This window comes from Aeromonas popoffii, from assembly GCF_037818705.1.
In the GTDB taxonomy this organism is placed as follows: domain Bacteria; phylum Pseudomonadota; class Gammaproteobacteria; order Enterobacterales; family Aeromonadaceae; genus Aeromonas; species Aeromonas popoffii.
In genome coordinates this window covers 860,960-886,539 of the sequence record NZ_CP149129.1, presented here as the reverse complement: position 1 = coordinate 886,539, position 25,580 = coordinate 860,960, and the positions used below count along the sequence as shown (strand labels likewise).

The following is a 25,580-nucleotide window of genomic DNA, read 5'->3' as shown; positions in this document are numbered from 1 at the left end:
TTGGATGGCGCCTTTTTTATTATCCCTATACCTTGAACTGCCCCACCAGCTGTTGCTGCTTGTCCGCCAGCGCCGACAATTCGCGCCCGTTTTCGGCGGAGGTCGCCGCCTCGGCCCGTATGGTGTGGCCCACATCGCGAATGTTGCTGACGTTGCGATTGATCTCGTCCGCCACTCCGCTCTGCTCCTGCGCCGCCCGGGCAATCTGCTCGTTCATCTGATGTATGGTCGCTACCGTATGGATGATCTTCTCCAGCACGCTGACCGACAGATCCACCTTTGTCAGCGTCACATCCGCCTGGCTGTGGCCCGTCATGATCGCCTTGACCACGGCTTGGGTACCGGACTGAAGCTGCCCTATGAGGGTCTGGATCTCGACGATGGCGTTCTGGGTACGCCCCGCCAGATTGCGTACCTCGTCGGCCACCACGGCGAAGCCACGGCCCTGTTCACCGGCCCGCGCCGCCTCGATGGCCGCGTTCAGCGCCAGCAGGTTGGTCTGCTCGGCGATGCCCTGGATCACCACCAGAATGTCGTTGATGTTCTCGCTGTTGGCGGAGAGCCGCTCCACCACCGGCTTGGCGTCGCTGATCACCGCCATCAGCTTGCGCATCGCCTCCTGGGTATCAGCCACCACGTACTTGCCCTCCTGCGCCGAGGTATCGGCCTGATTGGCTGCCGCCACCGCCGAGTTGGCGTTGCCTGCCACCTGCAGTGCGGTAGCGCTGAGCTCCTCGAAGGCAGTCGCCACCAGATCCACCTCCTGATACTGGGCCTGCATGCCGGCACTGGTGCGCTCGGCAACCAGGGCCGCCTGCTCCGCGCTGGCACGGGTACCCGCGACCGTGTCTATCACCTGGCTGATGGTGGATTGCAACTTGTTGAGGAAGCTGTTGAACCATTTGGCCAGCTCACCTATCTCGTCATCGCGATGCAAGTCGATGCGCTGGGTCAAGTCCCCCTCCCCGGTGGCTATGTCCTTGAGGCGGGCCACCACGGCGCGGATGGGCGCTACTATCTGATGGGCCATCAGCCAGATACAGAGCAGCCCGATCGCCGAGATCACACCGCCTATCACCAGCTGGGTGACCACGCTGCGATGGGCCTGACTGGAGAGATCCTCTTGCAGCTGACGGGCCGAGGCCAGCACCACACTACGGGGCAACTCGATATAGATGCCCCATGTCTGCGCGGTGCCGCGCATCCTGACCGGTACGAAGGTTTGCAGCAAAGCACCGTCCGGGCTCCAGCGGGTCATGGTCTGCCCCTGGCCGAGCCAGCCAGTCAGATCGCCGGCCAGCACCTGATATTGCTGGCCAAGCGGGCTGCCCAGGGCCACGTCGAAGCCATCCACCCCAGCGGCGCGCCCTTCGTGACTGACCAGCAGCACCTTGCCCTGACCGTCGTAGAGCACCTGACCCATCTCCTTGACCAGGTTTTGCAAGGTGGCCAGTGAGATATCGACCCCGACCATGCCAAGCAGAGTCTCCTGCTCCAGCAGGGGAACTGTCACCGAGGTCATCAGCACCCTCTGCGACCCCACATCGTCAAGATAAGGTTCGAGCAGACAGAGCGCCTTGCTGCGGATGCTGCAGCGATACCATTCGTTCTCCACGCCGCCAGCCGCCGTCGGGCTCTCGTCCGCCAGCACGGATTCGTTTTGCACCTCAGCTTCTATCTTGCCGTCGACCCGGGCCCAATAGGTGGAGAAACGCCCCTTGTCGTTGGCACCGAGCGCACTGGAGCCATGGTAGTTGCTGTCCTCCCCGTCGAGCTGATCCGGCTCGAACACCGCATAGACACCGAGCAGATTGTCCGAGGAGGCCGCCGCATCGTGCAGTTGCTGATTGACGGCGCCACGCAGCGTCTCGGATGAGCCGAAATTATCAGCCGCATTCTTGCGCTGGAACAGGACCCCCTGCGCCAACAAGGTGGTGCGGAAATAGGCCTCATCCAGATAACTGGTGACCTTGGCCGCCTGCTCGGATCCCATTGCCTTCATCCAGTTTTCGGCCGAACGCTGCGCCTCCTCCGTGGTGGAGGCCAGTACCTTATCCTGCATCCGGGCGGCACTATAAAGAGAAGAGGCGACCAGTGCACCGGTACTGGCCAACAAACAACAACCGGCGATCAGAGTAATGCGCCCCTGAACAGAAAGAGAACTCATGCAACCATTCCTAGCTCATACAGATGTGATCAGTTTATCGGGTTTAGAAACAAAAACTTAACCTTATCAGGCAAAATCCAGGCTGAGCTGGTTAACTTCTCCGTCACGGGGCAAACCGACCACCAGGCCGAGCAACCGGATCGGCTTGCCCTGTGCCCGCAGCAGCCCCTCATGGAGCAGGTCGTGAAACAGCTCGGGCTGATAGCCGCCACGGCGATAGACAGTGGTCTGCTGAAAATCGGCAAACTTGAGCTTGATCCCTTGCCCCATCAGCTGCGCCTGCGCATAGCCGACCGAAAAACGCTGCTCCAGCTCGGGAATGAGCCGGCTCAGCACTTGCCAGCAGGCGGCCTCATCCAGCACGTCGCTAGCCAAGGTAGTCTCCACACCTATGGTCTTGCGCACTCGCTGGGCCTGCACAGGCTGATCGTCATGGCCCCAGATCCGCCCCGTCAGCATCTCTCCCAACTTGCCAAATCGGGCAATCAGCTCCTCGCTGCTGAGCACTCGTGCATCCTCACAGGAGTAAAGCCCCTGTGACTCCAGCCGATCGGCCGTCTTGTGCCCAATCCCCGGCAACTTGGCCAAAGGCAGCTGGCGCACGAACTCATCCACCTCATTCGGCGTTATCACGAACAGGCCGTCTGGCTTGCGTTGCTCCGAAGCCAGCTTGGCCAGAAACTTGTTTGGCGCAACCCCGGCCGAGGCGGTCAACCCCAGCTCGCGCGCAATGGCGGCGCGGATCTCGGCCGCCATCAGGGTGGCGCTGCCGCCACAACAGGGGCTGTCGGTGACGTCGAGATAGGCTTCGTCGAGGGAAAGTGGCTCCACCAGTTCGGTATAGCGCAGGAAGATGGTACGCAGCTGGCGGGAGGTCTCTTTGTAGACCGCCATCCGGCCAGGAATGAGCACCAACGGCGGGCAGAGCTTTTTGGCCAAGCCGCTCGGCATGGCGGAGCGCACCCCGAAACGACGCGCCACATAATTGCAGGTCGAGATGACGCCGCGCCTGTCGGCCGAGCCGCCGATGGCCAGCGGCACCTCGCGCAGGGCCGGGTTGTCCCGCATCTCTACCGCCGCGTAGAAGCAGTCCATGTCGATGTGAATGATTTTGCGCATACCACTGTACGAATAAACAGGTAACCTGCCTATGCTAACCCAGCGCTGCCGTTTCTGCCATCGGCATGAAACGACGAACAGGCATAGACTCTTAAGGCACCATTCACCACCCCATGGGTCAAGGAGGACGAGATGAAAGCACTCTGGCTGGGATTAGCGCTGGGGTTCTGCCTGCTGCCGCAACCAGGCAGCAGCAAGGATAACCCGACTGCCGAATGCAGCTGGCTATATGACCGCATAGCGACACTGGAGCAGGCCATCAAGGAGGGAGACGAGCTGGGCACACGGGAAGAGCTGGCGCGCTGGAAGGCCGAGTTCAAGAAGAAAGCCTGTCATCAATACGACTACTGAGCACACCTCTACAAAAAAGCGGGCTGACCTGATGGTCAGCCCGCCTGCTATCCAGCATGGGGTCGAGTGCGACTCCAGCCCCAGACTCGCTCAGATGATCCGGTTATCGGTCAGCATCTTGCGACGGGCCTCTTCCTTGGCCATCTTCTTCTTGCGGCTCTCACAGGGCTCCGGACAATCGCACTCTTTTTCGATGCCGACCGTGCCCAGCCCACCGCAGGAACCTGAGATGGTCTTCTTCTGGAAGATGTAACCTATGGCCATGGCCACCACTACCGCCAGAAACACCCCGAAGGTGATCAAGAAAATCTGCATGCTACCGCCTCTTACTTTCTAACCAGATACTGTTTGAAGGCATCTGAATAAGCCTCTTCAAAGCCATCGGCCGTCTTGGTGATCACGAAGATAGCCAGCCCGCGCTCCTTGGCATAGGCCAGGCTCTTCTCGGGCCCGAGCACCATGAACACAGTCGCCAACCCGTCTGCCGTCATGCAGGAGGGGTGGACCACTGTCACCGACACCATGCGATGCTGGATGGGCTTGCCCGTCATGGGATCTATGGTGTGGGAGAAGCGCTGACCGTCCATCTCGTAATAGTTGCGGTATTCACCCGAGGTGGCAATCCCGTTGTCACCGGCCACTATCACTTCCTGCACGGAGCTGGCATTGGCAGTCGGCTTCTCGATGGCCACGCGCCAGGGGTGACCCTTGCCGTTGACGCCATTGATACGCAGTTCACCACCAATCTCCACCAGATAGTTGCGAGACCCCATGGACTCGAGGTACTCGGCCACCTTGTCCACGCCAAAGCCCTTGGCAATGGCGGAGAGATCCACGTAGAGATCCGGAATATCCTTTCGCAGGGTATCAGCATCGACGGAGGTGATCACATGCAAATTGCCCAGACCGGTCTTCTGGCGGGTCTGGGTAAGCAGCTCCTCGGACGGGATCTTGGTCGGACGGGCATCTGGCCCGAAACCCCACAGATTGACCAGGGGACCGACGGTAACGTCCAACGCCCCACGGCTCTCACGACCAAGGTGAATGGCTTCCGTCACCACCCGTGCGGTGTCGCGAGAGACCACTACAGGGGTCGAGCTCCTGTGCTGGTTGAAACGTGACAACTCGGAATCGGGACGATAGGTCGACATCTGGTCGTTGACCCGCTCCAGCAGGAGATCGACCTCGGCCTGGAACTTGGCCGGCTCACTGATGACGTTGTCCGCCACCTTGATGGAGTAGTAGGTCCCCATGGTGCTGCCGGTAATATGGATCTCCGGCTTGGATTGGACCGTTTCCTGACCACACCCAGTCAAGAAAAAGGCTAGCCCGAAGGCTAGCCAGGTCTTTACAACACTGTGCATTGATTAACCACCAAAGTCATCCAGCAGGATGTTCTCGTCTTCAACGCCAAGGTTTTTCAGCATGTTGATGACGGCAGCGTTCATTACCGGAGGTCCACACATGTAGAACTCACAATCTTCCGGCGCCTCGTGATTCTTGAGGTAATTCTCAAACAAGACGTTGTGGATGAAGCCTGTGTAGCCATCCCAGTTGTCTTCCGGCTGCGGATCAGACAGGGCAACGTTCCACTGGAAGTTGTCATTCTCGGCCGCCAGCATGTCGAAATCTTCGACATAGAACATCTCGCGCTTGGAACGGGCACCGTACCAGAAGCTCATCTTGCGCTTGGACTTCAGACGACGCAGCTGGTCGAAGATATGGGAACGCATCGGCGCCATACCTGCACCACCACCGATGAACACCATTTCGGCGTCGCTGTCCTTGGCGAAGAACTCACCGAACGGACCGGAGATGGTCACCTTGTCGCCAGCCTTCAGGTTGAAGATGTAGGAAGACATCTGTCCCGGAGGGGCAGTCCAGTTGCTCGGGGGCGGGGTCGCGATCCGCACGTTCAGCATGATGATGCCGAACTCTTCCGGATAGTTGGCCATGGAGTAGGCACGGATGATTGGCTCATCGACCTTGGACTCCAGTTCGAAGATCTTGAAGCGATCCCAGTCGCCACGATACTCCTCGGGAATATCGAAGTGCTTGTACTGCACGTGGTGAGCCGGGGCTTCGATCTGGATATAACCACCGGCGCGGAACGGGACGCTCTCGCCATCGGGGATCTGCAGCTTGAGCTCCTTGATGAAGGTGGCCTTGTTATCGTTGGAGATAACGGTACAGTCCCACTTCTTCACCCCGAAGATCTCTTCCGGCAGCTCGATATCCATGTCGGAACGCACAGTGACCTGACAGGCCAGACGCTCCCCATGACGGGCTTCACCCTTGCTGATGTGATCCAGCTCGGTCGGCAGAATGTCGCCGCCACCGGATTTCACCCGTACCTTGCACTGACCGCAAGAGCCACCGCCACCACAGGCAGAGGAGACAAAAATACCACTACCGGAGAGTGCACCCAACAGTTTGCCGCCAGCAGGGCCAACCACGGCTTTGGTCGGATCACCGTTGATGCTGATTGTCACGTCGCCCGCAGTCACCAGCTTGGACTTGGCGAACAGAATGACTGCCACCAGTGCCAGCAGGATCACGGTAAACATGACCACACCCAAAATAATTTCCATCTATCGTTCCTTTCTGATTGCAGGAAAGCCGATTACAGGGAGATACCAGAGAAGGACATGAAGCCCAGCGCCATCAGGCCTGTGGTGATGAAGGTAATGCCCAGACCACGCAGGCCGTGTGGAACATCGGAGTACTTCATCTTCTCGCGGATACCTGCCAGCGCAACGATCGCCAGCATCCAGCCTGCCCCTGAACCCACACCGTAGACCACAGACTCGATGAAGTTGTAGTCACGCTGCACCATGAAAGAGACGCCACCGAAGATGGCACAGTTCACAGTGATGAGCGGCAAAAAGATGCCAAGCGCGTTGTAGAGGGCCGGGAAGTACTTGTCCAGCACCATCTCCAGGATCTGCACCAGTGCCGCAATAACACCGATAAAGGTGATAAAGCTCAGGAAGCTCAGATCCAGCTCGGGGGAGATAGCCCCCGGCTTCAGGACGTAGTTATAGATCAGGTTGTTGACCGGCACCGCGATGGTTTGCACCACGATGACAGCAACACCAAGACCCATAGATGTCTTGACCTTCTTGGAGACGGCCAGGAAGGTACACATCCCCAGGAAGAAAGAGAGGGCCAGGTTTTCGATGAAAATCGAACGAATCAACAGACTCAGATAATGTTCCATACCTTAATCCTTCGCCTCCACCTGCTTGGGATCCTTGGTGCGTACGCCCCAGATGATCAGACCGATGATGAAAAATGCACTCGGCGGCAGCAGCAGCAGGCCGTTGGGCACGTACCAGCCACCGTTGTTCACCAGCGGCAGCAGCTCGATGCCGAACCAGGTGCCGGAGCCCAGCAGTTCACGCACGGTAGCGACGCTCAACAGAATGGCGCCATAGCCCATACCGTTGCCGATACCATCCAGGAAGGAGGGCAGCGGGGCACTCTTCATGGCGTACGCTTCAGCGCGGCCCATGACGATACAGTTGGTGATGATGAGACCCACGAATACCGACAGTTGCTTGGAGATGTCGTAGGCATACGCCTTGAGCACCTGGTCAACCACGATAACCAGTGAGGCAATCACCGCCATCTGGGCGATGATCCGCACGCTGTTCGGGATCTGGTTGCGGATCAGGGAGATGAACAGGTTGGAGAAGGCGGTTACCGCGGTCACCGCCAGCGTCATCACAAACGCAGTCTGCATCTGGCTGGTAACGGCCAGCGCGGAACAGACACCCAGCACCTGCAGTGCAATGGGGTTGTTGCCGAGCACAGGCGTCAACAGCAACTTCTTCATTTCGCTCTTGTCAGCCATTGTTGATTTCTCCTGCACGAACCTTGGCCAGGAAAGGACCAAAGCCCTTGGGTCCCATCCAGAAGTCGAACGTGTTCTGTACACCGTTGCCGGTCAGAGTCGCGCCTGACAGACCATCGATCTCATGCATTGAACCTGCAGGGGCTTGGCCCTTGATGATTCGCAAGGCTGGCATGCCATCCTGATCGAACAACCTCTTGCCCTTGAACAGCGCTTGCCAGACCGGATTTCCAATCTCGCCACCCAACCCCGGGGTTTCCCCGTGGTCATAGTAGGTGATGCCTTGGATGGTCTCGCCATCAGCAGCCACGGCGACGAAAGCATGCATGGTAGACCACAGACCCTGGCCGGAGATGGGCAGTATGATGCTGTCGACTTGGCCTTCTGCATCCTTGGCAAAGAACACCGGCATCACTCTGGAGATCTGACGCAAGCCAGCCCTGTCGTCGGCTGGCGCCAGACGAATACTCGTAGCCGGGTCTTTCGCTGCCCGCCTGATGTCGAAGTTGTCGGCATCGCCGTCAACAAATTCACCCGTGGTCAGGTCAACCAGACGCGCTTCAATCTTCTCACCGTACAATTGGGCCAGGTCACGCCTGGCTACATTGCTGATATCGATGCCGGCAACGGACAAGATGTTGCTTTGTCTGTCCAACGCCCTGTTTACCTGCTGAGCTGGACGCAGACCCACAGCAGCCACAGAGACCACGATGGAACAGACCAGACACAGACCAGTTACAACCGTCAGGGTGCCGACAGTAGAGTCTTTCTTAAACGCCACGAGCGATCCTCCGCTTGATGTTCGCCTGAGCCACGAAATGGTCAAACAGGGGGGCAAACAGGTTGGCAAACAGAATGGCCAACATCATGCCTTCCGGGAACGCAGGGTTCACGACACGGATCAGCACAACCATGACGCCAATCAACGCGCCGTACCACCACTTGCCCTTGTTGGTAAAGGCGGCGGAAACCGGATCGGTCGCCATGAAGGCCATACCAAAAGCGAAGCCACCCAGCACCAGATGCCAATGCCAGGGCATGTTGAACATGGGGTTGGTATCGGAATCAATGACGTTGAACAGCAGGGAAGTAGCGACCATGCCGATCATCACACCTGCGATGATGCGCCAGGAGGCGATCCGCATGTAGACGATCATGGCGGCACCGATGAGGATCATCAGGGTGGAGACTTCACCTATGGAACCAGGCATATTACCGAGGAAGGCATCCATCCAGCTGATGGCCTGACCGGTGGCACCGTTGATCAGCGCCATCTGGCCGCCCTGGGCCCACTGGCTCAGCGCGGTTGCGCCCGAGTAGCCATCAACGGCAACCCAGACAGCATCACCGGAGATCTGGCCCGGGTAGGCGAAGAACAGGAACGCACGACCTGCCAGGGCCGGGTTCAGGAAGTTTTTGCCGGTACCACCGAACACTTCCTTGGCCAGCACCACACCGAAGGTGATGCCCAGCGCGGCTTGCCACAGGGGCAGCTGGGGAGGCACTATCAGAGCAAACAGGATCGAGGTCACGAAGAAGCCTTCGTTGATCTCGTGCTTGCGCACCATGGCGAACAGCACTTCCCAGAAACCGCCAACCAGGAACACGGTCAGGTAGATGGGCAGGAAGTGAGTGGCGCCGATCAGCATCTTGCTGCCGATACCGGCGACCGCAGGATCCAGCGAGGCTCCCAGCAGTTGTGCCAGTGTATATTGCCAGGTGTCGGCACCGGCTGCCGTACCCATATGGGCAATGGCAGCAATCGCCTGATTGCCGACGTTGAACATGCCCCAGAACATGGCCGGGAACACGGCCAGCCACACCATGATCATCATGCGTTTCAGATCGATCGCATCACGAACGTGGGCAGCATTGCGGGTCACGGACCCGGGGGTATAAAACAGGGTGTACGCCGCCTCGAACAGGGCGTAGTACTTGGCGTACTTTCCACCCGGCTCGAAGTGATGTTCCATATTTTCAAGAAGTTGCTTGAAACTCATCGCTTAACCTTCCAGTTCTATCTTGGTCAGGCACTCACGCAAGACTGGGCCGTACTCTGTCTTGCCGGGGCAGACAAAGGTACAGAGCGCCAAATCTTCCTCATCCAGCTCCAGACAACCGAGCGCTTGGGCGCCATCGATGTCACCGGAGATCAGATCCCGCAGCAGCAGGGTCGGCAGGATGTCGAGCGGCATCACACGCTCATAGTTGCCGATAGGCACCATGGAGCGATCACTACCGTTAGTGGTGGTAGTGAAGTTGATGAGTTTGCCCTTCATCAGATGAGAGAGGGTGGTGCGGGTGATGGAGAACTTGCTGGCGCTGGGATTGACCCAACCCAGGAACTCTTTCTCACGCCCTTCGCCCAGCACGCTCACCTGGTTGTGGTAGCGACCCAGGTAGTCATGCACACCTTCGGCCTTGGCACCACTGAGCAGGGAACCGGAGATGACGCGGTTTTCATCCGCACGCAGCTCGTTGTTGGTCAGCTGGCTGATGCAGGCGCCCATGCGAGTGCGTAGCAGGCGTGGCTTGACCACGTTCGGACCGGCCAAAGAGATCACCTTGTCGGTAAAGATCTGGCCTGTGGTGAACAGCTTGCCGTAAGCGATGACATCCTGATAGTTGATGTACCACTGCACCTTCTTGGCGCTGACCGGATCCAGGAAGTGGATATGGGTACCAGGCAAACCGGCAGGGTGTGGGCCGACGAACACTTCCTCTTTGACTTGCGCCAGGGAAGCGTGCGGCAGACTGGCCTCGCCCTTGCAGACGTAGACAGCGCCATCAGTCAGGCGAGTCAATACCGCCAAACCATCGAGGAAAGCCTGAGACTGTTCCTTGATGATGAGGTCGCTACTGGCGGCCAGCGGGTTGGTGTCCATCGCGGTGACGAAGATGGCGCGGGGAGAAGACTCCACGGCCGGCACCTTGCTGAACGGGCGGGTACGCAACGCAGTCCATTGGCCTGATGCGACCAGGATCTCTTGCACCTTGCTGCGCGCGAGCTGTGCCAGCTCGGCGGACGCAAAATGCTCAAAGGTCACCTGCTCGTCGGACCCATCGAGTTCGATGACAACGGATTGCAGAATGCGCTTGGCACCCCGGTTGATCTCTGAAACCACACCGGTGGCAGGGGCCGTGAATTTAACGCCGGGATTCTTCTTATCTTCGAAGAGCTCCTGACCTTTAATGACGCGATCACCTACTTTGATGAACATAGTAGGTCGCATCCCCACGAACTCTTCGCCGAGTGTAGCAACACGGGTGATGGCCGGGCCATCGTAGATTACTTGCTCCGGAGCACCCAGCACGGGGATGTCCAGTCCTCTTTTAATTGTAATCATACTCACTTGCACTACCGTTAAGGGAAGACAGGTTGATTAGCGCCGAGAAATACATCACGACGAGTTGTTGAATGAGCCCGTTTATGTTGCAAAATAATGTCGAAGAAACAAACAAATCAGCAACATACAGGGTCATTCAAAAGCAGTTGAGTTTAGCACTTATGGCCAGTTTACTGCCATGCAAAATGGGGAAAATCCCCGCTCTATCACAAAATCATCGAAATTTAATCATGCCGATTTATTCACTAAACCTCAGGGTTTGCCTCGCACTGGCCATTATTACCCCAAAGTAGGTAATGGCGTTTATGTTCAAAAATCGACTAGAAATTTGAATGTCTGGGCAGGAGAGCGACGTCACAAGCAGGGGCTAGCGACGCCGCAAAAAACGTTTAGCAATTGTTAATTAATCGAGGATTGGGTAATCAATTCGTCAATAGCCTTAGGCCAGACCATTCTTGCTGACGCAATTCGGGGTCGTCGGTGCCTGTTCCCGTTGCCGCCACTCCTGCTCCGTATAGGTATGCAACGCCAGTGCATGAATGGCACCCGCCAGCTCGTCGGCCAGCACGCCATTGACCTGGCGATGGCGTGCCAACAATCGTTGACCCTCAAAAGCCTGGCTCACCACCACTACCTTGAAATGGCTCTCTGATCCCGGCGCGACCCTGTGCATGTAGCTTTCGTTGATCACCTGCAGGTGGCTGGGGGACAAAGCAGCGGCCAACTTGGCCTCGATCTGTTGTTGCATGGTCACGAGCAAAACTCCCAAAATGGATGTCCGGCCATTGTAGCCAGGGTTGGTGGTATGACGAAATCGTCCGCCACGGGAAAATGGGCCCGGTTTTGCCTCTCGCCCTGTGCCGCCGGACTGGTGAAATTCTCCGCCCCCGCTAGAATAGCGCCACTTTGCGCCCCGCTGGCGCCTGTTTTATGAATCATCTGGACGCTCCGCTTATGCAAACCCTTCTCGAAACGGCTCATTGTCGTCTGACCCTGTATCGCTATCCACGCCAGAGCCAGGATCCGTTGCAGGCCTGGGATGCGGCAGACGAGTATCTGATCAATACCCTGGCAGAAGCACCGCTCGCGCAAGCGGGCCCCGTCATCATTATGAATGACGGCTTCGGTGCCCTGGCAGCCTACCTGCACGACCATACTCCTGTCTGGGTGAGCGACTCCCATATCAGCGAGCGGGCCACCCTGGCCAACCTCGCGGAAAACCAGCTGGATCCCAATGCCATCACGCTACAGGATACGCTGGCCCCTCTGCCGCCAGCCCCGGCACTGGTGGTGATCAAGGTCTCCAAATATCAGGCGCTGCTGGAGCAGCAACTGTTGGCCCTGCGTCAGGTGGCAACCCCGGCCACCCGCATCCTCGCCGCCGGCAAGGCCAAGGACATTCACAGTTCGACCCTGGCGCTGTTTGAAAAATACCTGGGACAGACCCGCACTTCGCTGGCCTGGAAGAAGGCACGCCTCATTCATTGCACCGTCGATGGCACATCGGCCACCCCCCTGAACAATCCCTTCCCGACCGTCTGGCCACTGGAGGGCACCGACATGCTCATCCACAACCATGCCAATGTGTTTTCGCGTACCAGCCTGGATATTGGTGCCCGTTTCATGCTGGACAATTTGCCTGTGCACAGTGCACGCAAGGTGATCGACCTGGGTTGCGGCAACGGCGTGCTGGGGCTGGCGCTGCTGGCGCGGGATGCCGAAGTGGAGGTGACCTTTATCGACGAATCCCATATGGCGGTCGCTTCGGCGCGGCTCAACGTCGAACACAATCTGCCGGATGCCCTGCCCCGCGCCCGCTTCATGGTCAATAACTGTCTCGATGGTGTGGAGGTGGGCTCGGCGGATCGGATCCTCTGCAACCCGCCCTTCCATCAGTTGCAGGCGATCACCGATCATATCGCCTGGCAGATGTTCAGCGATGCCCACCGGGTATTGCCCCAGGGGGGGGAACTCTGGATAGTAGGCAACCGTCATCTGGATTATCACAACAAACTCAAGCGCCTGTTTGCCAACGCACAGGTCGTTGCGTCGAACAGCAAATTCGTTATTTTGAAAGCCATCAAACGTTAACTGCCATCAAACGCTTTAAAGGAAACCATGATGAAAAAGTCACTCTTGCTGCTGGCCGCCCTGATGCTGGGTGGTTGCGCGACTCACTGGCCGGAAACCGCGCTGCTCAACCCGCAGGTGGTCCCTTCCAGTCAGCAGTACTACTCAGGCAACCGCATCACCCTGGAAGGAGTCGACAAGCGTGAAGCTGCCTACGTCTTCTCCATCAAGAAGAAAGATAAGGCCGTCGTGCTGGTCAACAGCGAACAGCCGCTCAACAACCTGCTGGCCGAGAAACTGGCGGAAGGTCTGCGCAGCCAGGGACTGATCGTTGGCAATAGCGGTACCACCAATCTGACCCTGGCCATCTCCAGCGCCGTTGTCACGGTGGAAGAGAAGACCTTCACTTATGTCACCAAGTCCCGCGTCAGCCTGCAGGTGATTGCGGACTTCCAGGGCAGCAAGCTGACCAAGCAGTTCAACATGTCCTCCAGCAAGGAAGGTCCGGGTGAACCGACCATGGCCGAGCTGGAATCCATCCTGAACCAGCAGCTGGGCAGCTTGCTGCAACAGATCATGGCGGACAATGCCCTGCGTGGTTATCTCAAGGGTCAACCGAACTGAGCGAGGATAGTTAAATGAAAAAACTCTGGTTACTGGTCATGCTGATCACCCCACTGGCCTTCGCTGGCCCCAAGGTCAGGATGGAGACCAATCACGGCAACATAGTGGTGGAGCTGGCCTCCAAGCAGGCACCGCAGACGGTGAAAAACTTCCTGCGCTACGTGGCGGACGGCAGCTATGACGGCAGCCTGTTCCACCGGGTGATCCAGGACTTCGTGGTGCAAGGGGGCGGCTATAACCAGCAGTTCCAGCAACTGCCGACCTTTGACCCCGTGGTCAACGAGTCCAAGGGCGGCCTGCCCAACAAGCGTGGTAGCATCGCCATGGCCCGTACCCAGGCCGTGGACAGCGCCACCCGCCAGTTCTACTTCAACCTGACCGACAACAACAACCTCAACGCCAATGCTGGCGCCGGTTATACCGTATTCGGCCAAGTGGTGCAGGGCATGGAGGTGCTGGACAAACTGGCCCAGGTGCAGACGGGTTACAGCTCCATTCTGCGCGCCAACGACGTGCCCACCAGCCCCATTATCCTGAAGAAGGTGGTGTTGCTGGCGGAGAAATAACGCGGGCCGGATCACATTCCGCCGCGTCTTTGCCCGGGTCACCGGCGTCCCTTTCTATACTCTGACCTTACCCCATTTCCCCGGGGTGTGGCCCACATGAGGAGAAGGAGGTTCCGGTGACCTGCAATGACTACCTAGCCCAACACACAGTCTCGCTGGCCCAGGCAGTTCGTCATTTTCTGGCACGAGAAATCCCCTATCAGCAGTTGGAAGATCTGAGCTGGCAGCTCCTCTCTCACTGGCAAGACTTGCCCCATATCCCGGCAGACAAACAACCGGCCACCGACCAGGAAGGGGTGTTCTGGTACCTGCTGCACAGCCTGCATCAGTGGGATGAGCAGCAGATCATCACCGACGTCTGGCTGCGCCTGCAGCTGATGGCGTGTGCCAACTATCTGACCTCCGAGGGCCCCTGCCCGCACCACTGCATGGGTTCACGCCCCTGAATCGAGACCCACCACGCTCGGCTTGCCTTGGCTATCCCCCCCGAACCTGACAAAATGGCGCAATTTTCCCAGAGGAGTCAGGTATTTGAACACTGTCCGTACACCGAGCTGGCGAGATTCGCTCGCCGTCTACCTCGAGACTCGGGTCCTCATACTGTTTGCCATGGGCTTCTCGTCCGGCCTGCCTCTGCTGCTGGTCTTTGGCACCCTCTCGTTCTGGTTGCGCGAGGCCGATGTCAGCCTGACCGACATCGGCTACATGAGCTGGGTGGCGCTGGCCTATGGCCTCAAGTGGCTGTGGTCGCCGCTGGTTGACCGGCTGCAGCTGCCACTGCTCGCCCGCTGGCTGGGACGGCGCCGCAGCTGGATGCTGCTCTCCCAGGTAGTTATTGCCCTCTCTCTGGTAGGCATGGCCTATTGCGATCCCAAGACCCAGCTCGCCCAACTCGCCCTGTTTGCCCTGCTGGTGGCGTTTTCCTCCGCGACGCAGGATATCGTCATCGATGCCTATCGCATCGAGTCTGCACCGGAGCGGTTGCAGGCAGCCATGGCGGCCTCCTACATGACGGGTTACCGGCTGGCAATGATCATGGCCGGCGCAGGGGCGCTGGCGCTGGCCGCCTGGTTCGGCAGCAACAGCGGCTATGACTACAACGGCTGGCGACTCACCTATTTGCTGATGGCGGCTCTTATGTCACTCGGCGTCATCACCACCTTGATCTGCCACGAACCGGATATCGATCTCGCCGGTCAGAACGAGCAGCAAGCGGCGCGTAAGGCGCTGCTGCTCTCCCGTGGTTGGCCCACCTCGCTGGCCGGCGCCGGCGCCTGGATCTACGAGGCCATCTGGTGTCCGTTTGCCGATTTTTTCCGCCGTTACGGCGGCTCGGCCATGCTGATCCTGGGGCTCATCGCCTGTTATCGCATCTCGGATGTGGTAATGGGGGTGATGTCCAACAGCTTTTACGTGGACATGCAGTTCAGCAAGACGGAAGTGGCCACCATCACCAAGGTGTATGGCGTCATCATGACGTTGGTGGGGGCCGCCCTGGGGGGTGTGCTGGTGATGCGCTTTGGCACCCTGCGAATCCTGTTTCTCGGCGCCCTGCTCACCGCCAGCACCAACCTGCTGTTCGCCCTGCTCAACGAAGTGGGCCACAACCTCGAGCTGCTGACCCTGATCATTTCAGTCGACAACCTGAGCGCCGGCATAGCAACAGCCGCCTTCGTGACCTATCTGTCGAGCCTGACCAACGTGGCGTTTTCCGCCACCCAGTACGCCCTGTTCAGCTCAGTCATGCTGCTGATGCCCAAACTGCTGGCCGGGTTTTCTGGACATTTCGTCGAACAGTTTGGCTACAGTACCTTCTTCATCGGTACCAGCCTGCTTGGCATCCCTGTGTTGGTCTTGATCATCATGGTTGCCAAACGAGGAAAGCCGTTGCCACCGGAATCGGATAAATAGCAAGCGTTTGCGTAAATTTGGGGGTGATTAGATTCACACTTCCAAATAAAGTTCCCCGGCTCTTGTTTCTCCGATGAATTTATTTGGCTAGAATGCCCCCCGCTCCTTATGGGTAGGCTACGGAAAACCTCAACTAACGTACAAGAGACCAATAAAATGGCCAAATTTACCAAGACTCTTATCGCTGCCGGTCTGCTGGCTGCTGCCGCCACCCCGGCCTTTGCTGCTGACTACAGTGGTGACATCCACAAGAATGATTACAAGTGGATGCAGTTCAACCTCATGCACACCATCGACCAGCGTCCCTTCACCGCCGGTCAGGATGGCTACAACGACACCTATTTCGAAATGGAATTCGGTGGTCGTTCAGGTCTGTTTGATCTGTACGGTTACGTCGACGTATTCGACGTCTTCAACTCCCGTCACAGCGACAAGCACGATGGTCAGAACCTCTTCATGAAGTTTGCACCGCGTCTGTCTCTGGATGCGCTGACTGGCAAAGATCTCTCCTTCGGCCCGGTGCAAGAGGTGTACATCGCCTCCCTGAACAACATCGGTGACAACCAGATGGAGAACATGATCGGTCTGGGTGCCGATGTCATGGTGCCTTGGTTTGGCAAAGTTGGCATGAACCTGTATGCCCGTCACGCCACTGAAAACCAGTTCTTCACCGAAGAAGAAGGTGACTGGAACGGTTACTGGTTCGCCATGAACTGGTTCAAGCCTTTCTATACCTTCACCAACGGCAGCTTCGTCTCCTATCAAGGTTACCTGGATTATGCCTTCGATCTGGATACCCACAGCCGTGCCGACCGTACCAGCGACAACCTGGCGACCTTCCACGGTATCTACTGGCACTCTGATCGCTACGCAGTGGGTTATGGCCTGAAGTACTTCATGGATGCCTACGGCAACAAAGACGGCTCTGCCGCGTTTGACGGTACCCCCTGGAAGAGCTCCGGCTTCAGCCACTACTTCTCCGTTACCTACAAGTTCTAATCAAACGGGTAATGCAGATACAAAAAACCGGAGCAGCTGCTCCGGTTTTTTTATGGCTCTGCCATCGAACCTTTGACGGCCGTACTGCGTGGCGAGCGCGCAAGGGGGAGGGCCGACCCCTCCCGCCCATTATCAATCGCGGAAATTCTGAAACTGCATCGGTTGACCCAGCTCGGCACCACGTACCAGCGCCATGGCTTCCTGCAGATCGTCACGCTTCTTGCCGGTGACCCGCACTTCATCACCCTGAATGGCGACCTGCACCTTGATCTTGGAATCCTTGATCAGCTTCACCAGTTTCTTGGCGATCTCTTTCTCGATCCCCTGCTTGAACTTGACGTTCAGGTGGAAACGCTTGCCAGAGTGAACGCTATCACCCACGTCCATTGAGCTGTTCTCGATGTTGCGCTTGAGCAGGGCTGCGCGCAGGATCTCGACCATCTGCTTGAGCTGGAAATCGGCATCGGCCTCCAGCTTCACTTCTTCTTTGTTCAGCTCGAAGCTGGCTTCAACACCACGAAAATCGAAACGGGTCGCCAGTTCACGATTGGCGTTATCGACGGCGTTCAACACCTCGTTCATTTTGACTTCAGAGACAATATCGAATGACGGCATGTCAGGGCTCCTCATGTTGCGCTATAAGGGGGCAAATCTACCAGAAAACCGGCAAATTTGCTGATTTCGATGGGGTTGCTCTGCTAGAATCCCCTGCGCGCAGGAATGGCGAGACCTGTTAGTGTCCGCCACGCGACATCTTCACTTATCCCCGGCGGGGGTTGACCGGAATACAACCCCTACCTTGATTGAGTCTCTCCATGCCAAGCGGATTACACAGTTCCCGACTGCCCTCCTCCCCCCAATGGTCACTGCTGGGCTGCGGCGCCCTGGGTGGCGTCTTCGCCTCCCTGCTGACTCAAAGCGGTCAACCTACCCGCGTCTTGCTGCGCGATCGTCACCGTTCGACCCTGCATCCCAGGATCGACTTCACCTCGCTGGAGGGCCATACCCAGCTGATTGCCATCGAGCGCGGTTTCATCAGCCAGCCAGGCCAGATCACGCGTCTGCTGGTGGTGACCAAGGCCGGTCAGGTGGTGTCTGCCCTGACGCCGCTGGTGGGCAAGCTGGCTGCGGGAGTACCCATAGTGCTGCTGCACAATGGCATGGGCATAGCCGAGCAGGTGGTCCAGCTGTTCCCCCATAACCCTGTCATTGCAGGTGTCACCAGCCACGGCGCCATGCAGGGCGGCCACTTTGTGTTCCGCCATACCGGCAAGGGTGAAACCTGGCTCGGCCCGGTCAATGAGGCGGCCAAAGCCTATGCCGCCCTGGCGGACGATCTCGGTGCCGCTCTCGGTCAGGCCGGTTGGGATGAGCAGATCCTGGCTCGCCAGTGGCAAAAACTCGCCATCAACTGCGCCATCAATCCGCTGACCGCGCTCTATAGACTCAAAAATGGTGAACTGGCCGGCCCCCGCTTCGCCGATGTCCTGCAACAGATCTGCGTGGAAGTGGCCGACGTGATGCAGGCCGAAGGCCAGCCCACCAGCAGCGATGAGCTGTTGCGCCGCGCCATGACGGTGGTGGAGCTCACCGCCGACAATTACTCTTCCATGTACCAGGACATGGAGCAGGGCAGGGAGACCGAGATCGAGGCCATCACCGGCTTCCTGCTGGCCTGCGCCGCCAAACACGGCATAGCGGTGCCGGTCAATCAGGGCCTCTATCAGGCCATCAAAGAGAAGCGCTGAGCCCGGCAAGAGCGCGGGCAATCAAGGAGTGCAGTATGACCGTATTGGTATTGGTAGCCCCGGGCTCGGAAGAGATAGAGACGGTCGCCATCGTCGACACCCTGGTGCGCGCCCGCATCGAGGTGCTGCTCGCCTCCTGTTGTCCAGCGGGTCTGCGCCAGATCCGCGCCTCCCGCGGGGTGCAGCTGGTCGCTGACTATCATATCGACGAGCTGACCAGCCGTGACTTCGAGGCCATCGTCGTGCCGGGCGGTTTACCCGGCAGCGAAGCAATCCGTGATACGCCGCTCGCCATCGACCTGCTCAGGGAGCAGGCGACGCTCGGCCGCTGGCGGGCGGCCATTTGTGCCGCCCCCGTGGTGGTATTGCAACATCATGATTTGCTGGGAGATGCCAACGTGACCTGCCACCCGGGCTTTCAGGCCCAGCTGCCCACTCGCCAGCTCAGCACGGCACGGGTCGTGACGGATGAGACACATCGCCTGGTTACCAGCCAGGGGCCAGGCACCGCCATCGAATTTGCCCTCGCGCTGGTGCGGGTGCTGCGCGGGGACGAAGCCGCCCTCGCGGTGGCCGGCCCCATGGTGATGCCCCCTGCAGTCACGCCATGACCCCTGCCGCCATCGCGGATACCTTTTTGTCATGACAGAGCGCCCCTTGCCAACCGGCAAGGGGCGCTCTGCTATTGGCCGGGGGCAACTCTGCCCCCCTTTTGATCGCTAGCTCAGCAACTCGGGTCTGAGCTGCTCCATCAGCAGGTGGTTGTCACTGTAATCCACCGGTATAGCCACCACGGCAGGCCCCACCACGGCCATAGCGGCGCGCAGGGTCGGTCGCAACTCTTCGGCGCTGGTGACTGCAAACCCGGCCGCCCCGAAGGACTCGGCATAGGCCTTAAAGTTGATGGGCCCGAAGCTCACCCCCGAGCTACGGCGGTACTTTTTCTCCTCCTGCATCGCCACCATGTTGTAGCCGTTATCGACCCAGATGATGTGCACTATGTTGGATTTGAGCCTCACCGCTGTCTCCAGCTCCATGCTCGACTGCATGAAGCTGCCATCGCCGGAGACAGAGATGATCTTCTCCCCCGGTCGCACCATGGCGGCGCCTATGGCCCAGGGCAACGCCACCCCCATGGTCTGCTGACCGTTGGAGATGAGCACCTGGCGCGCCCGGAAGCTATAGAGGTAGCGGGCAATCCAGATGTGGAAGCTGCCCATGTCCACACACAGTGTCATGTCCTGCCCTATGATGTCCTGCAGCTCCTTGACGATGCGCAGCGGATGGATCGGCATGCCACCCAGATGTTGGGCATGCTGGGTCAGCTGATGGCGCTGGATGCGGATCTCCCCGAGCAGAGCGGCGATGGCGGGATCCCGTGCCAGCGGTTTGTTCAGCATCTTGGTCAAGCAATACAGATTGGCACTGATGGACCCCACCAGCTCCACCGCCGGGCAGTAGCTGCTGTCGATCTCCGCCGGCAGGGCATCGATGTGCAGCAGTTGCCGTTCACCCGTGTCGTTCCACAGCACAGGGTCATATTCGATAGGGCTGTAACCGATACAGATCACCAGATCTGCCCCCTGCAGCAACCTGTCCCCCGGCTGGTTGTTGAACAGCCCCACCCGACCGGCGAAGTCATCGAAATGGTGAGAGTCCACCACACCGGCCGCCTGATAGGTGCCCGTCACCGGCAACCCGCTCTTGTCCAAAAAGGCGCGCACCGCGAGAGAATTTTCCGGCCGGCTGGCCAGCAAGCCGAGCAGCACCACGGGTTTGCGGGCTTGCGCCAGCAGGCTCAACGCCCTGTCTATGCCTGCGGTATCGGCGGCACCGGGTTCGGGAATGGCTCTGGGCACCAGGATGGCGCCATCGGTCGGCTCGTTGATGATGTCCATGGGCAGGCTGACGAAGGCCGCACCGGGGCGACCCAGCTCGGCGGACCGAAAGGCGTTGGCCATGACCTCAGAGAGGGCAGATCCTGTGCCCACCTGGGCGCAGAACTTGGTGACAGGGCGGCACAGGCTGACAGTATCCAGACTCTGGTGAGTGAGTTTGAGGCCATCGGCCCGTCGCACCGCGCCACCCAGTGCCACCATGGGATCCCCTTCGGAAGTGGCGGTGGCCAGCCCGGTAATGAGGTTGGAACAGCCTGGCCCCGAGGTGACCAATGCCACCCCGGCCTTGCCGGTCAGCCGGCCCACGGCGGCAGCCATGAAGGCTGCGTTCGCCTCATGGCGCACTACTATGGTGTCGATGGGGGAGTCTTCCAGCGCATCGAACACCCGATCGATCTTGGCCCCCGGAATACCGAATACCTGCTTGACGCCCTGCGCCTCCAGGTGGCGCACAACCAGTTCGGCCCCACAGCCCCAGTGTTGATTTTCCATGACAATGACTCCTTGTTGAGCGAAAGGGTTAGCCTTCGGCGGCGCGAATGGCGCGGTCCAGATCGGCGGGATTGAGATCGGCCTGCTGAAAGGCCGGATTGCGTGGCAGTTCTATATTGAGGTGCTGAACCACAGACAGCTGCAGCTGGCCGTGGCCCATTGCGTAATCGAGGATGTGGCCGCCCCCCTGGCGATCTTGCGTGATGAAGTGCTCGTGATAACCGGCCACGTTGATCCCCTGCACGAAGGGTGGGCAGCGAAAGCCCACCAGGGTGCCGCGCTGCTGGCTGAACGAGAACAGCGGCTGGGCTTCTATGGCTTCCAGCATGGGTTTGTAGGGAGGGGTCTGGCAGGGCACAGTGCGAACCTGCGCCTGCTCAAACAGGCCGTCGAGCCGAAAGGCGACGAAGACGTTGTCAGTGCCCACCAGTTGATCGATCCATTGATGGATCTCGTCGCGGCTGAGGGGGTGATCGAAGCGGCGCTCCAGACAGGGGCGAAAATGGGTCATCACCGCAAACGGGGTTTTCTGGCCAGCCTGAGCCGGACGGGCCGAACCGTCGGATTTGAGTTGATGGATCTGGCGCTCGAACGCAATCAGCTCGCCGTCGAGCCGGTTGAAGGTGCCAAGACCGAAGTCGCCGTGGCGCAGCAGATCCGCCATGGTGGTCTCACCCTCATAGACGCCGGCCAGCAGGGCGCTCATCAAGGAGCTCTGATAGACCTCGCCCCCCCCCTGACGGGCTTGCCAGCGAGCAAACTGCTGGCTGATCTCGATGGCACAGTCACACTGTGTATTGGTTTCCATTTGGGTTTTACCTCCAATCCTGTTAGGTTGGTAAATCAGGATTCAATAGTGACCAAGATCACAACTTGATACCAATATCCAAACCCATCAGCTTCGAGACGTACCAGATATGGAATATCGTTACCTGCGCTACCTGGTAGCCGTGGCAGAGAAGCAGAGCTTTACCAAGGCGGCCGAGGCGCTGGGCATGGCCCAGCCGCCCCTCAGCCAGCAGATCCGCAAATTAGAACAGGAGGTGGGCACGCCGCTGTTTCACCGGCTGACCCGCAGCGTGGAGCTGACCGAGGCGGGGCTGAGCCTCTATCAGGATGCCAAGGGGATATTGTCGCAAACCGAGCAGGCCATGCAGAAGGCCAGGCGCATCGCCCGTGGTCAGCTCGGCTCACTGCGCCTGGGGTTTGCCGGCTCCACAGTGCTGCACCCGAGTGTGCTGCGGCTCATCCACGACTTTCGCCAGGCCTGGCCCGAGGTGAGCCTGCATCCCATCGAGAACAGCATGCCCAACCTGGTACGCGATCTCATGAGTGAGGAGCTGGATGCCGCCATCCTGCGCCTGCCCTGCAGCAGCAGCTCGTCACTGACCCACCACCTCATCGATGAGGAGGATATGCTGATAGCCCTCCCCCCACACCACGCGCTGGCAGGCAGCGGCGCCATCGCCATCGAGGCCCTGGCGGCGGACCCCTTCATCCTGTTCCCCCGCGAACTGGGGCCAGGCCTGCACGATGCCATCACCCAACGCTGCCAGCGCGCCGGTTTTAGCCCCCGTCTCGGCAGCCAAAGCCCGCAGGTGCTCTCCACCGTCGGCATGGTGCAGGCCGGTTTCGGGGTCGCCATCATCCCCCGTTCGGTGAGCGAACTGCATCCTCACGGCGTCAGCTATCACCCCATCGCCGAGGAACCGCTCACCACCCGCATCAGCCTCGCCACCCGCCGCCATCCCCGTCAGAAGAGCCTGCAACACTTGATAGGGCTGATCCCTGGCCACCATTGAATCGCCCATAAAAATAACCCCCATCGCCATGGGGCAGACAGGGGGATACGTTGGGTCCATGCACACAGCGGCGACCAATATAGGCTGAGTACTCAATATATATCGGCATAATAGGTCAAAGAGGGAGCCGGCTCGTATGACTCTCTGGCTGCATCTATTTTGGCAACAACACCCAAGTATTGTTTAAACCTCGATAGCTCGACTACCCGTTGCAAAAATCTCAGGTGGAATCGTGACTAACGCAGTCTCACATTCTGTTTTAGAAAAAAGGCCAGTAGCTTTCTTTTTAACCAACTTCATGGTTCCAACGTTCGCTTGCCACTTTATGACCCAGCGCCCTCCGCTATAGACCATAAACGCAAACCCACACCTATTTTCACTCCCATTAATTATTCCGTAGTCATCGTATAGCATGTGTCCGACCATTCCATTACCAATCTCAGATGCCTGAAGAGTGTTATATTGTACTTCTTCTTTCCCGCCCTCTACATGCCTTACTCTGAGTGTTGTATCGTTAATTTTGTCTACCACTAAACAACACCCTGAAAAATCCGGGGTAAATACATAGTTAGGCTCACCATTTCTAGGGTGCACAGGAATATCTACAAAGCCACCCTGGGGCGCCCAATAGGCATATTCTGCATATTTTCTAGCACCTGCGTTCACCCTTTCCCTCTGGTTAGTCAACTCTAACGAATAAAATTTACTCGCATCATTAAGAGTGTTCTCCGCGATGCTAAACATACATTTATCACCAGATAACATTGCCCCATCCAACAGCACCCCAGACATAAATCCATTATTAATTTTACTGAGCGCATTCCCTATAGGAACATATGATACAGCATCAACTTTTTTCTCAATTAAACCCATGCGGATGTCAACCGGGGTGCCCATTCCACGCGGTGGTATTTTCCATCTATTTTCATTGCTATCGGCTACCACTTCATCAATAGCTTCAATGCCACGGGGAACGAAGAAGTTGTTGCTGCGGAGCATGGTGTTGGCCTGAGCGTCGAGTGTGGCGTACTTGAGCTCCTTCGAGCTGAAGTCATGCATGAAGTAGTTGAAGAAAGCATCCACTTCACGTGGTACCCGCTGAGACTCGTTAAAGTACTTTACATATTTCGCGGCCTGTACAGTCTTGCTCTGGTAGCGTTGCCACATCACGATGTCATCGGCATCCTTTCCTACCTGCTCAAGCCAGCCCCAACGCTCCTTGAGTTCATCACGTTCGCTACCATTGGCCACTTTCAGGCGAGCACGGTAGTCGAACAGCTTTTCTCCCAGCCATGTGCAGTAACAAGTCATATGCCGTTCGAACCCAGCCGGAGTCGGGTCGACCCGACCGGCCCACTGCTGGTAATGGTCGCTAAAATCTTGCACGGAGCGTCCGGCCAGGTTGTCCAGCATGACGAAGTATTGAGCTACACGGGGGTTCTTTGCATCAAGAGTTCGGAAGTTGGGGAACGGCACCTGAGCCCGACGAGCGGTATCAAACATCTTTCTAAGCGACACCCGGCAAAGCTCGGCACTGGGCCGCTGTTCGTTGGGCAACAGGCCCCCAGTAACATCTTCGCTGATGCCAGGGCAGAGATCCTCCTGCCAACCTGACTTGAGCGGCCCAAGGGGTAGCAGTGGGCGATAGTCTCGCCGCTCGTGGGCGGCCACCAGATGCAGGGCTCGCTTGACGGCTGGGTGAAGGGGCTTGTTATAGTCAATTACCTTGGCGCCCGCCACCACGCCCAACGGCACACCAGCCGGGTTCTTGGTCAACAGACCTGCCCAGTCAGATACCGCGGCGACGGTGTCCCCCATATCGAGCAAGCTGCGCCGTGAACTGTCGAAGAGGCCCGCGAAGATCACCTCGACCTTGCTCTCCTCGTAACGGTACTCGTTGCCCACCTTGGTACAGACCGACTCCAGCAGCTCCGCAATAAAGCGGCGGGCCAAAGCCGCCCCCAGATCGGCCCCGAAGACCGATACCTGGATCAATTTGATGGGAAGCTGGTTCAGTTCTTTGGAAGCAGACACGTTCTTTTGGAAGCGGTTCTTGGCAAAGTCGACTCTGGCGTCCACCCCGGTCATCAGCAGGTCAGCGACCAACGGGTTATCCCGGATGGGAGCTACCGCTTCGACCAGTGCTCGTTTGACCGCATTTTTGGCTGTTGAGACGGATGCTTCGAAACCGCTCTTCAGGGTCAGCATGTCGCCGAGCTTATTGGTCAAGACCTTGCTCCAATCCCCCTTGACAGCATCGACCACGGTTTCTTTCGCCTGATCTTTCAGATCGTCAAGGTAATCGCCAGCCAACGCCTGCTGCCTTGCATCCAGAATACTGTCCAGCCGCTCAGCGGTCGTATCGTTGAGCTCGGTGCCCAAGCCGGGAATGTAGACCTTGGCGTATGAATAAGACGAGGTGAGAGGAGCTTCCAGCTCGAACGGATGGGCTCGAAACAGACGTCCCACATTGGTCAGCCGCTGGATCTCTTCATCTGTGTAGATATTCCGGTTGGTTCCATCGAAGAAGAATCCTATTTGCAACGCCAATGAGCAGGTGCCGCTCCCCGCCTGATGCAGGCTCTCTTCTCGATCTACCCGGCACTGCAAGTCATCCCTATCCACCATCA

Annotated in this window: 25 protein-coding genes; 10 read left to right on the top strand and 15 right to left on the bottom strand. The window is 58.3% G+C overall.

Annotation, left to right across the window (positions count from 1 at the left end; genetic code table 11):
• Positions 1–25 precede the first annotated feature (25 nt).
• The gene (locus tag WJM78_RS04300; RefSeq protein WP_339013956.1) at positions 26–2,167 is read right to left on the bottom strand and encodes a methyl-accepting chemotaxis protein; all 2,142 of its coding nucleotides are present in this window, start codon (positions 2,165–2,167) and stop codon (positions 26–28) included.
• A 66-nt stretch (positions 2,168–2,233) separates the two neighbouring features.
• Positions 2,234–3,286, bottom strand: coding sequence for a DNA polymerase IV (gene dinB, locus WJM78_RS04295; RefSeq protein ID WP_339013953.1), 1,053 nt, complete (start codon positions 3,284–3,286; stop codon positions 2,234–2,236).
• 132 nt (positions 3,287–3,418) lie between these two features.
• Here dinB and WJM78_RS04290 point away from each other — a divergent pair, with 132 nt between their 5' ends.
• Positions 3,419–3,637, top strand: a complete 219-nt coding sequence (locus WJM78_RS04290; protein ID WP_287146871.1) for a hypothetical protein — start codon at positions 3,419–3,421, stop codon at positions 3,635–3,637.
• 90 nt (positions 3,638–3,727) lie between these two features.
• Here the strand turns inward: WJM78_RS04290 and nqrM are convergent, their stop codons facing one another.
• The 9 genes from nqrM to WJM78_RS04245 form a co-directional block, all read right to left on the bottom strand.
• Complete coding sequence (gene nqrM / locus WJM78_RS04285; RefSeq protein ID WP_042038090.1) at positions 3,728–3,952, bottom strand: (Na+)-NQR maturation NqrM; 225 nt, start codon at positions 3,950–3,952, stop codon at positions 3,728–3,730.
• An 11-nt stretch (positions 3,953–3,963) separates the two neighbouring features.
• The gene (locus tag WJM78_RS04280; protein ID WP_339013948.1) at positions 3,964–5,001 is read right to left on the bottom strand and encodes an FAD:protein FMN transferase; all 1,038 of its coding nucleotides are present in this window, start codon (positions 4,999–5,001) and stop codon (positions 3,964–3,966) included.
• Positions 5,002–5,004: 3 nt separating this feature from the next.
• Complete coding sequence (gene nqrF, locus WJM78_RS04275) at positions 5,005–6,228, bottom strand: NADH:ubiquinone reductase (Na(+)-transporting) subunit F (RefSeq protein WP_042038085.1); 1,224 nt, start codon at positions 6,226–6,228, stop codon at positions 5,005–5,007.
• 32 nt (positions 6,229–6,260) lie between these two features.
• A complete protein-coding gene (gene nqrE, locus WJM78_RS04270) occupies positions 6,261–6,857 on the bottom strand; it encodes an NADH:ubiquinone reductase (Na(+)-transporting) subunit E (RefSeq protein ID WP_042038084.1) in 597 nt (198 codons plus the stop codon).
• Positions 6,858–6,860: 3 nt separating this feature from the next.
• Positions 6,861–7,493: an NADH:ubiquinone reductase (Na(+)-transporting) subunit D gene (locus WJM78_RS04265; protein WP_042038082.1), complete on the bottom strand. Its 633-nt coding sequence runs from the start codon at positions 7,491–7,493 to the stop codon at positions 6,861–6,863.
• On the bottom strand, positions 7,486–8,274 hold the full coding sequence (locus WJM78_RS04260; RefSeq protein WP_042038081.1) for a Na(+)-translocating NADH-quinone reductase subunit C: 789 nt from the start codon (positions 8,272–8,274) through the stop codon (positions 7,486–7,488). Before WJM78_RS04260 ends, WJM78_RS04265 begins: the two co-directional genes overlap by 8 nt.
• The gene (locus WJM78_RS04255) at positions 8,264–9,493 is read right to left on the bottom strand and encodes an NADH:ubiquinone reductase (Na(+)-transporting) subunit B (RefSeq protein ID WP_339013940.1); all 1,230 of its coding nucleotides are present in this window, start codon (positions 9,491–9,493) and stop codon (positions 8,264–8,266) included. The genes WJM78_RS04260 and WJM78_RS04255 overlap by 11 nt, the downstream gene beginning before the upstream one ends.
• A 3-nt stretch (positions 9,494–9,496) precedes the next feature.
• The gene (locus WJM78_RS04250; protein ID WP_042038078.1) at positions 9,497–10,840 is read right to left on the bottom strand and encodes a Na(+)-translocating NADH-quinone reductase subunit A; all 1,344 of its coding nucleotides are present in this window, start codon (positions 10,838–10,840) and stop codon (positions 9,497–9,499) included.
• Between the two features lie 439 nt (positions 10,841–11,279).
• Positions 11,280–11,588, bottom strand: coding sequence for a BolA family protein (locus WJM78_RS04245; protein WP_339015747.1), 309 nt, complete (start codon positions 11,586–11,588; stop codon positions 11,280–11,282).
• Between the two features lie 206 nt (positions 11,589–11,794).
• On the opposite strand from WJM78_RS04245, the gene WJM78_RS04240 reads away from it, so the two are divergent.
• The 6 genes from WJM78_RS04240 to WJM78_RS04215 all read left to right on the top strand — a co-directional run bounded on the left by WJM78_RS04240 (position 11,795) and on the right by WJM78_RS04215 (position 17,010).
• Positions 11,795–12,931 (top strand): methyltransferase, encoded by a 1,137-nt coding sequence (locus WJM78_RS04240; protein WP_339013934.1) that lies wholly within the window; start codon positions 11,795–11,797, stop codon positions 12,929–12,931.
• Positions 12,932–12,961: 30 nt separating this feature from the next.
• On the top strand, positions 12,962–13,534 hold the full coding sequence (locus WJM78_RS04235) for a YajG family lipoprotein (protein ID WP_339015745.1): 573 nt from the start codon (positions 12,962–12,964) through the stop codon (positions 13,532–13,534).
• A 14-nt stretch (positions 13,535–13,548) separates the two neighbouring features.
• The gene (locus WJM78_RS04230) at positions 13,549–14,100 is read left to right on the top strand and encodes a peptidylprolyl isomerase (RefSeq protein WP_339013932.1); all 552 of its coding nucleotides are present in this window, start codon (positions 13,549–13,551) and stop codon (positions 14,098–14,100) included.
• A 116-nt stretch (positions 14,101–14,216) separates the two neighbouring features.
• Positions 14,217–14,546 (top strand): hypothetical protein, encoded by a 330-nt coding sequence (locus tag WJM78_RS04225; protein WP_212512816.1) that lies wholly within the window; start codon positions 14,217–14,219, stop codon positions 14,544–14,546.
• 85 nt (positions 14,547–14,631) lie between these two features.
• The gene (locus tag WJM78_RS04220) at positions 14,632–16,011 is read left to right on the top strand and encodes an AmpG family muropeptide MFS transporter (protein WP_339013928.1); all 1,380 of its coding nucleotides are present in this window, start codon (positions 14,632–14,634) and stop codon (positions 16,009–16,011) included.
• A gap of 156 nt (positions 16,012–16,167) precedes the next feature.
• Positions 16,168–17,010, top strand: coding sequence for an outer membrane protein OmpK (locus WJM78_RS04215; protein ID WP_339013926.1), 843 nt, complete (start codon positions 16,168–16,170; stop codon positions 17,008–17,010).
• A gap of 132 nt (positions 17,011–17,142) precedes the next feature.
• Here the strand turns inward: WJM78_RS04215 and WJM78_RS04210 are convergent, their stop codons facing one another.
• The gene (locus WJM78_RS04210) at positions 17,143–17,625 is read right to left on the bottom strand and encodes a YajQ family cyclic di-GMP-binding protein (protein WP_005311958.1); all 483 of its coding nucleotides are present in this window, start codon (positions 17,623–17,625) and stop codon (positions 17,143–17,145) included.
• 200 nt (positions 17,626–17,825) lie between these two features.
• Between WJM78_RS04210 and WJM78_RS04205 the strand changes: the two genes are divergently transcribed.
• On the top strand, positions 17,826–18,758 hold the full coding sequence (locus tag WJM78_RS04205) for a 2-dehydropantoate 2-reductase (RefSeq protein ID WP_339013921.1): 933 nt from the start codon (positions 17,826–17,828) through the stop codon (positions 18,756–18,758).
• A 35-nt stretch (positions 18,759–18,793) separates the two neighbouring features.
• Positions 18,794–19,369, top strand: a complete 576-nt coding sequence (locus WJM78_RS04200) for a DJ-1 family glyoxalase III (protein ID WP_339013920.1) — start codon at positions 18,794–18,796, stop codon at positions 19,367–19,369.
• A gap of 108 nt (positions 19,370–19,477) precedes the next feature.
• Here WJM78_RS04200 and alsS read toward each other — a convergent pair whose 3' ends face one another.
• A complete protein-coding gene (alsS, locus tag WJM78_RS04195; protein ID WP_042038064.1) occupies positions 19,478–21,148 on the bottom strand; it encodes an acetolactate synthase AlsS in 1,671 nt (556 codons plus the stop codon).
• A 28-nt stretch (positions 21,149–21,176) separates the two neighbouring features.
• Entirely contained in the window at positions 21,177–21,956 is a 780-nt protein-coding gene (budA, locus tag WJM78_RS04190) for an acetolactate decarboxylase (protein WP_042038062.1), read from the bottom strand.
• A gap of 109 nt (positions 21,957–22,065) precedes the next feature.
• On the opposite strand from budA, the gene WJM78_RS04185 reads away from it, so the two are divergent.
• Positions 22,066–22,950: a LysR family transcriptional regulator gene (locus WJM78_RS04185; protein WP_339013917.1), complete on the top strand. Its 885-nt coding sequence runs from the start codon at positions 22,066–22,068 to the stop codon at positions 22,948–22,950.
• A gap of 183 nt (positions 22,951–23,133) precedes the next feature.
• Here WJM78_RS04185 and WJM78_RS04180 read toward each other — a convergent pair whose 3' ends face one another.
• Positions 23,134–25,578, bottom strand: a complete 2,445-nt coding sequence (locus WJM78_RS04180) for a hypothetical protein (protein ID WP_339013915.1) — start codon at positions 25,576–25,578, stop codon at positions 23,134–23,136.
• Positions 25,579–25,580: the final 2 nt, after the last annotated feature.

What these genes read in the sequence shown, in the direction of transcription:
- nqrM (WP_042038090.1), bottom strand. Translation starts at nt 3,952, where the DNA reads ATGCAGATTTTCTTGATCACCTTCGGGGTGTTTCTGGCGGTAGTGGTG.
- WJM78_RS04300 (WP_339013956.1), bottom strand. Translation starts at nt 2,167, where the DNA reads ATGAGTTCTCTTTCTGTTCAGGGGCGCATTACTCTGATCGCCGGTTGT.
- WJM78_RS04235 (WP_339015745.1), top strand. Translation starts at nt 12,962, where the DNA reads ATGAAAAAGTCACTCTTGCTGCTGGCCGCCCTGATGCTGGGTGGTTGC.
- WJM78_RS04250 (WP_042038078.1), bottom strand. Translation starts at nt 10,840, where the DNA reads ATGATTACAATTAAAAGAGGACTGGACATCCCCGTGCTGGGTGCTCCG.
- WJM78_RS04210 (WP_005311958.1), bottom strand. Translation starts at nt 17,625, where the DNA reads ATGCCGTCATTCGATATTGTCTCTGAAGTCAAAATGAACGAGGTGTTG.
- WJM78_RS04280 (WP_339013948.1), bottom strand. Translation starts at nt 5,001, where the DNA reads ATGCACAGTGTTGTAAAGACCTGGCTAGCCTTCGGGCTAGCCTTTTTC.
- WJM78_RS04265 (WP_042038082.1), bottom strand. Translation starts at nt 7,493, where the DNA reads ATGGCTGACAAGAGCGAAATGAAGAAGTTGCTGTTGACGCCTGTGCTC.
- WJM78_RS04185 (WP_339013917.1), top strand. Translation starts at nt 22,066, where the DNA reads ATGGAATATCGTTACCTGCGCTACCTGGTAGCCGTGGCAGAGAAGCAG.
- alsS (WP_042038064.1), bottom strand. Translation starts at nt 21,148, where the DNA reads ATGGAAAATCAACACTGGGGCTGTGGGGCCGAACTGGTTGTGCGCCAC.
- WJM78_RS04215 (WP_339013926.1), top strand. Translation starts at nt 16,168, where the DNA reads ATGGCCAAATTTACCAAGACTCTTATCGCTGCCGGTCTGCTGGCTGCT.
- dinB (WP_339013953.1), bottom strand. Translation starts at nt 3,286, where the DNA reads ATGCGCAAAATCATTCACATCGACATGGACTGCTTCTACGCGGCGGTA.
- WJM78_RS04255 (WP_339013940.1), bottom strand. Translation starts at nt 9,493, where the DNA reads ATGAGTTTCAAGCAACTTCTTGAAAATATGGAACATCACTTCGAGCCG.
- WJM78_RS04200 (WP_339013920.1), top strand. Translation starts at nt 18,794, where the DNA reads ATGACCGTATTGGTATTGGTAGCCCCGGGCTCGGAAGAGATAGAGACG.
- nqrF (WP_042038085.1), bottom strand. Translation starts at nt 6,228, where the DNA reads ATGGAAATTATTTTGGGTGTGGTCATGTTTACCGTGATCCTGCTGGCA.
- budA (WP_042038062.1), bottom strand. Translation starts at nt 21,956, where the DNA reads ATGGAAACCAATACACAGTGTGACTGTGCCATCGAGATCAGCCAGCAG.
- WJM78_RS04290 (WP_287146871.1), top strand. Translation starts at nt 3,419, where the DNA reads ATGAAAGCACTCTGGCTGGGATTAGCGCTGGGGTTCTGCCTGCTGCCG.
- WJM78_RS04180 (WP_339013915.1), bottom strand. Translation starts at nt 25,578, where the DNA reads ATGGTGGATAGGGATGACTTGCAGTGCCGGGTAGATCGAGAAGAGAGC.
- nqrE (WP_042038084.1), bottom strand. Translation starts at nt 6,857, where the DNA reads ATGGAACATTATCTGAGTCTGTTGATTCGTTCGATTTTCATCGAAAAC.
- WJM78_RS04230 (WP_339013932.1), top strand. Translation starts at nt 13,549, where the DNA reads ATGAAAAAACTCTGGTTACTGGTCATGCTGATCACCCCACTGGCCTTC.
- WJM78_RS04205 (WP_339013921.1), top strand. Translation starts at nt 17,826, where the DNA reads ATGCCAAGCGGATTACACAGTTCCCGACTGCCCTCCTCCCCCCAATGG.
- WJM78_RS04245 (WP_339015747.1), bottom strand. Translation starts at nt 11,588, where the DNA reads ATGCAACAACAGATCGAGGCCAAGTTGGCCGCTGCTTTGTCCCCCAGC.
- WJM78_RS04240 (WP_339013934.1), top strand. Translation starts at nt 11,795, where the DNA reads ATGCAAACCCTTCTCGAAACGGCTCATTGTCGTCTGACCCTGTATCGC.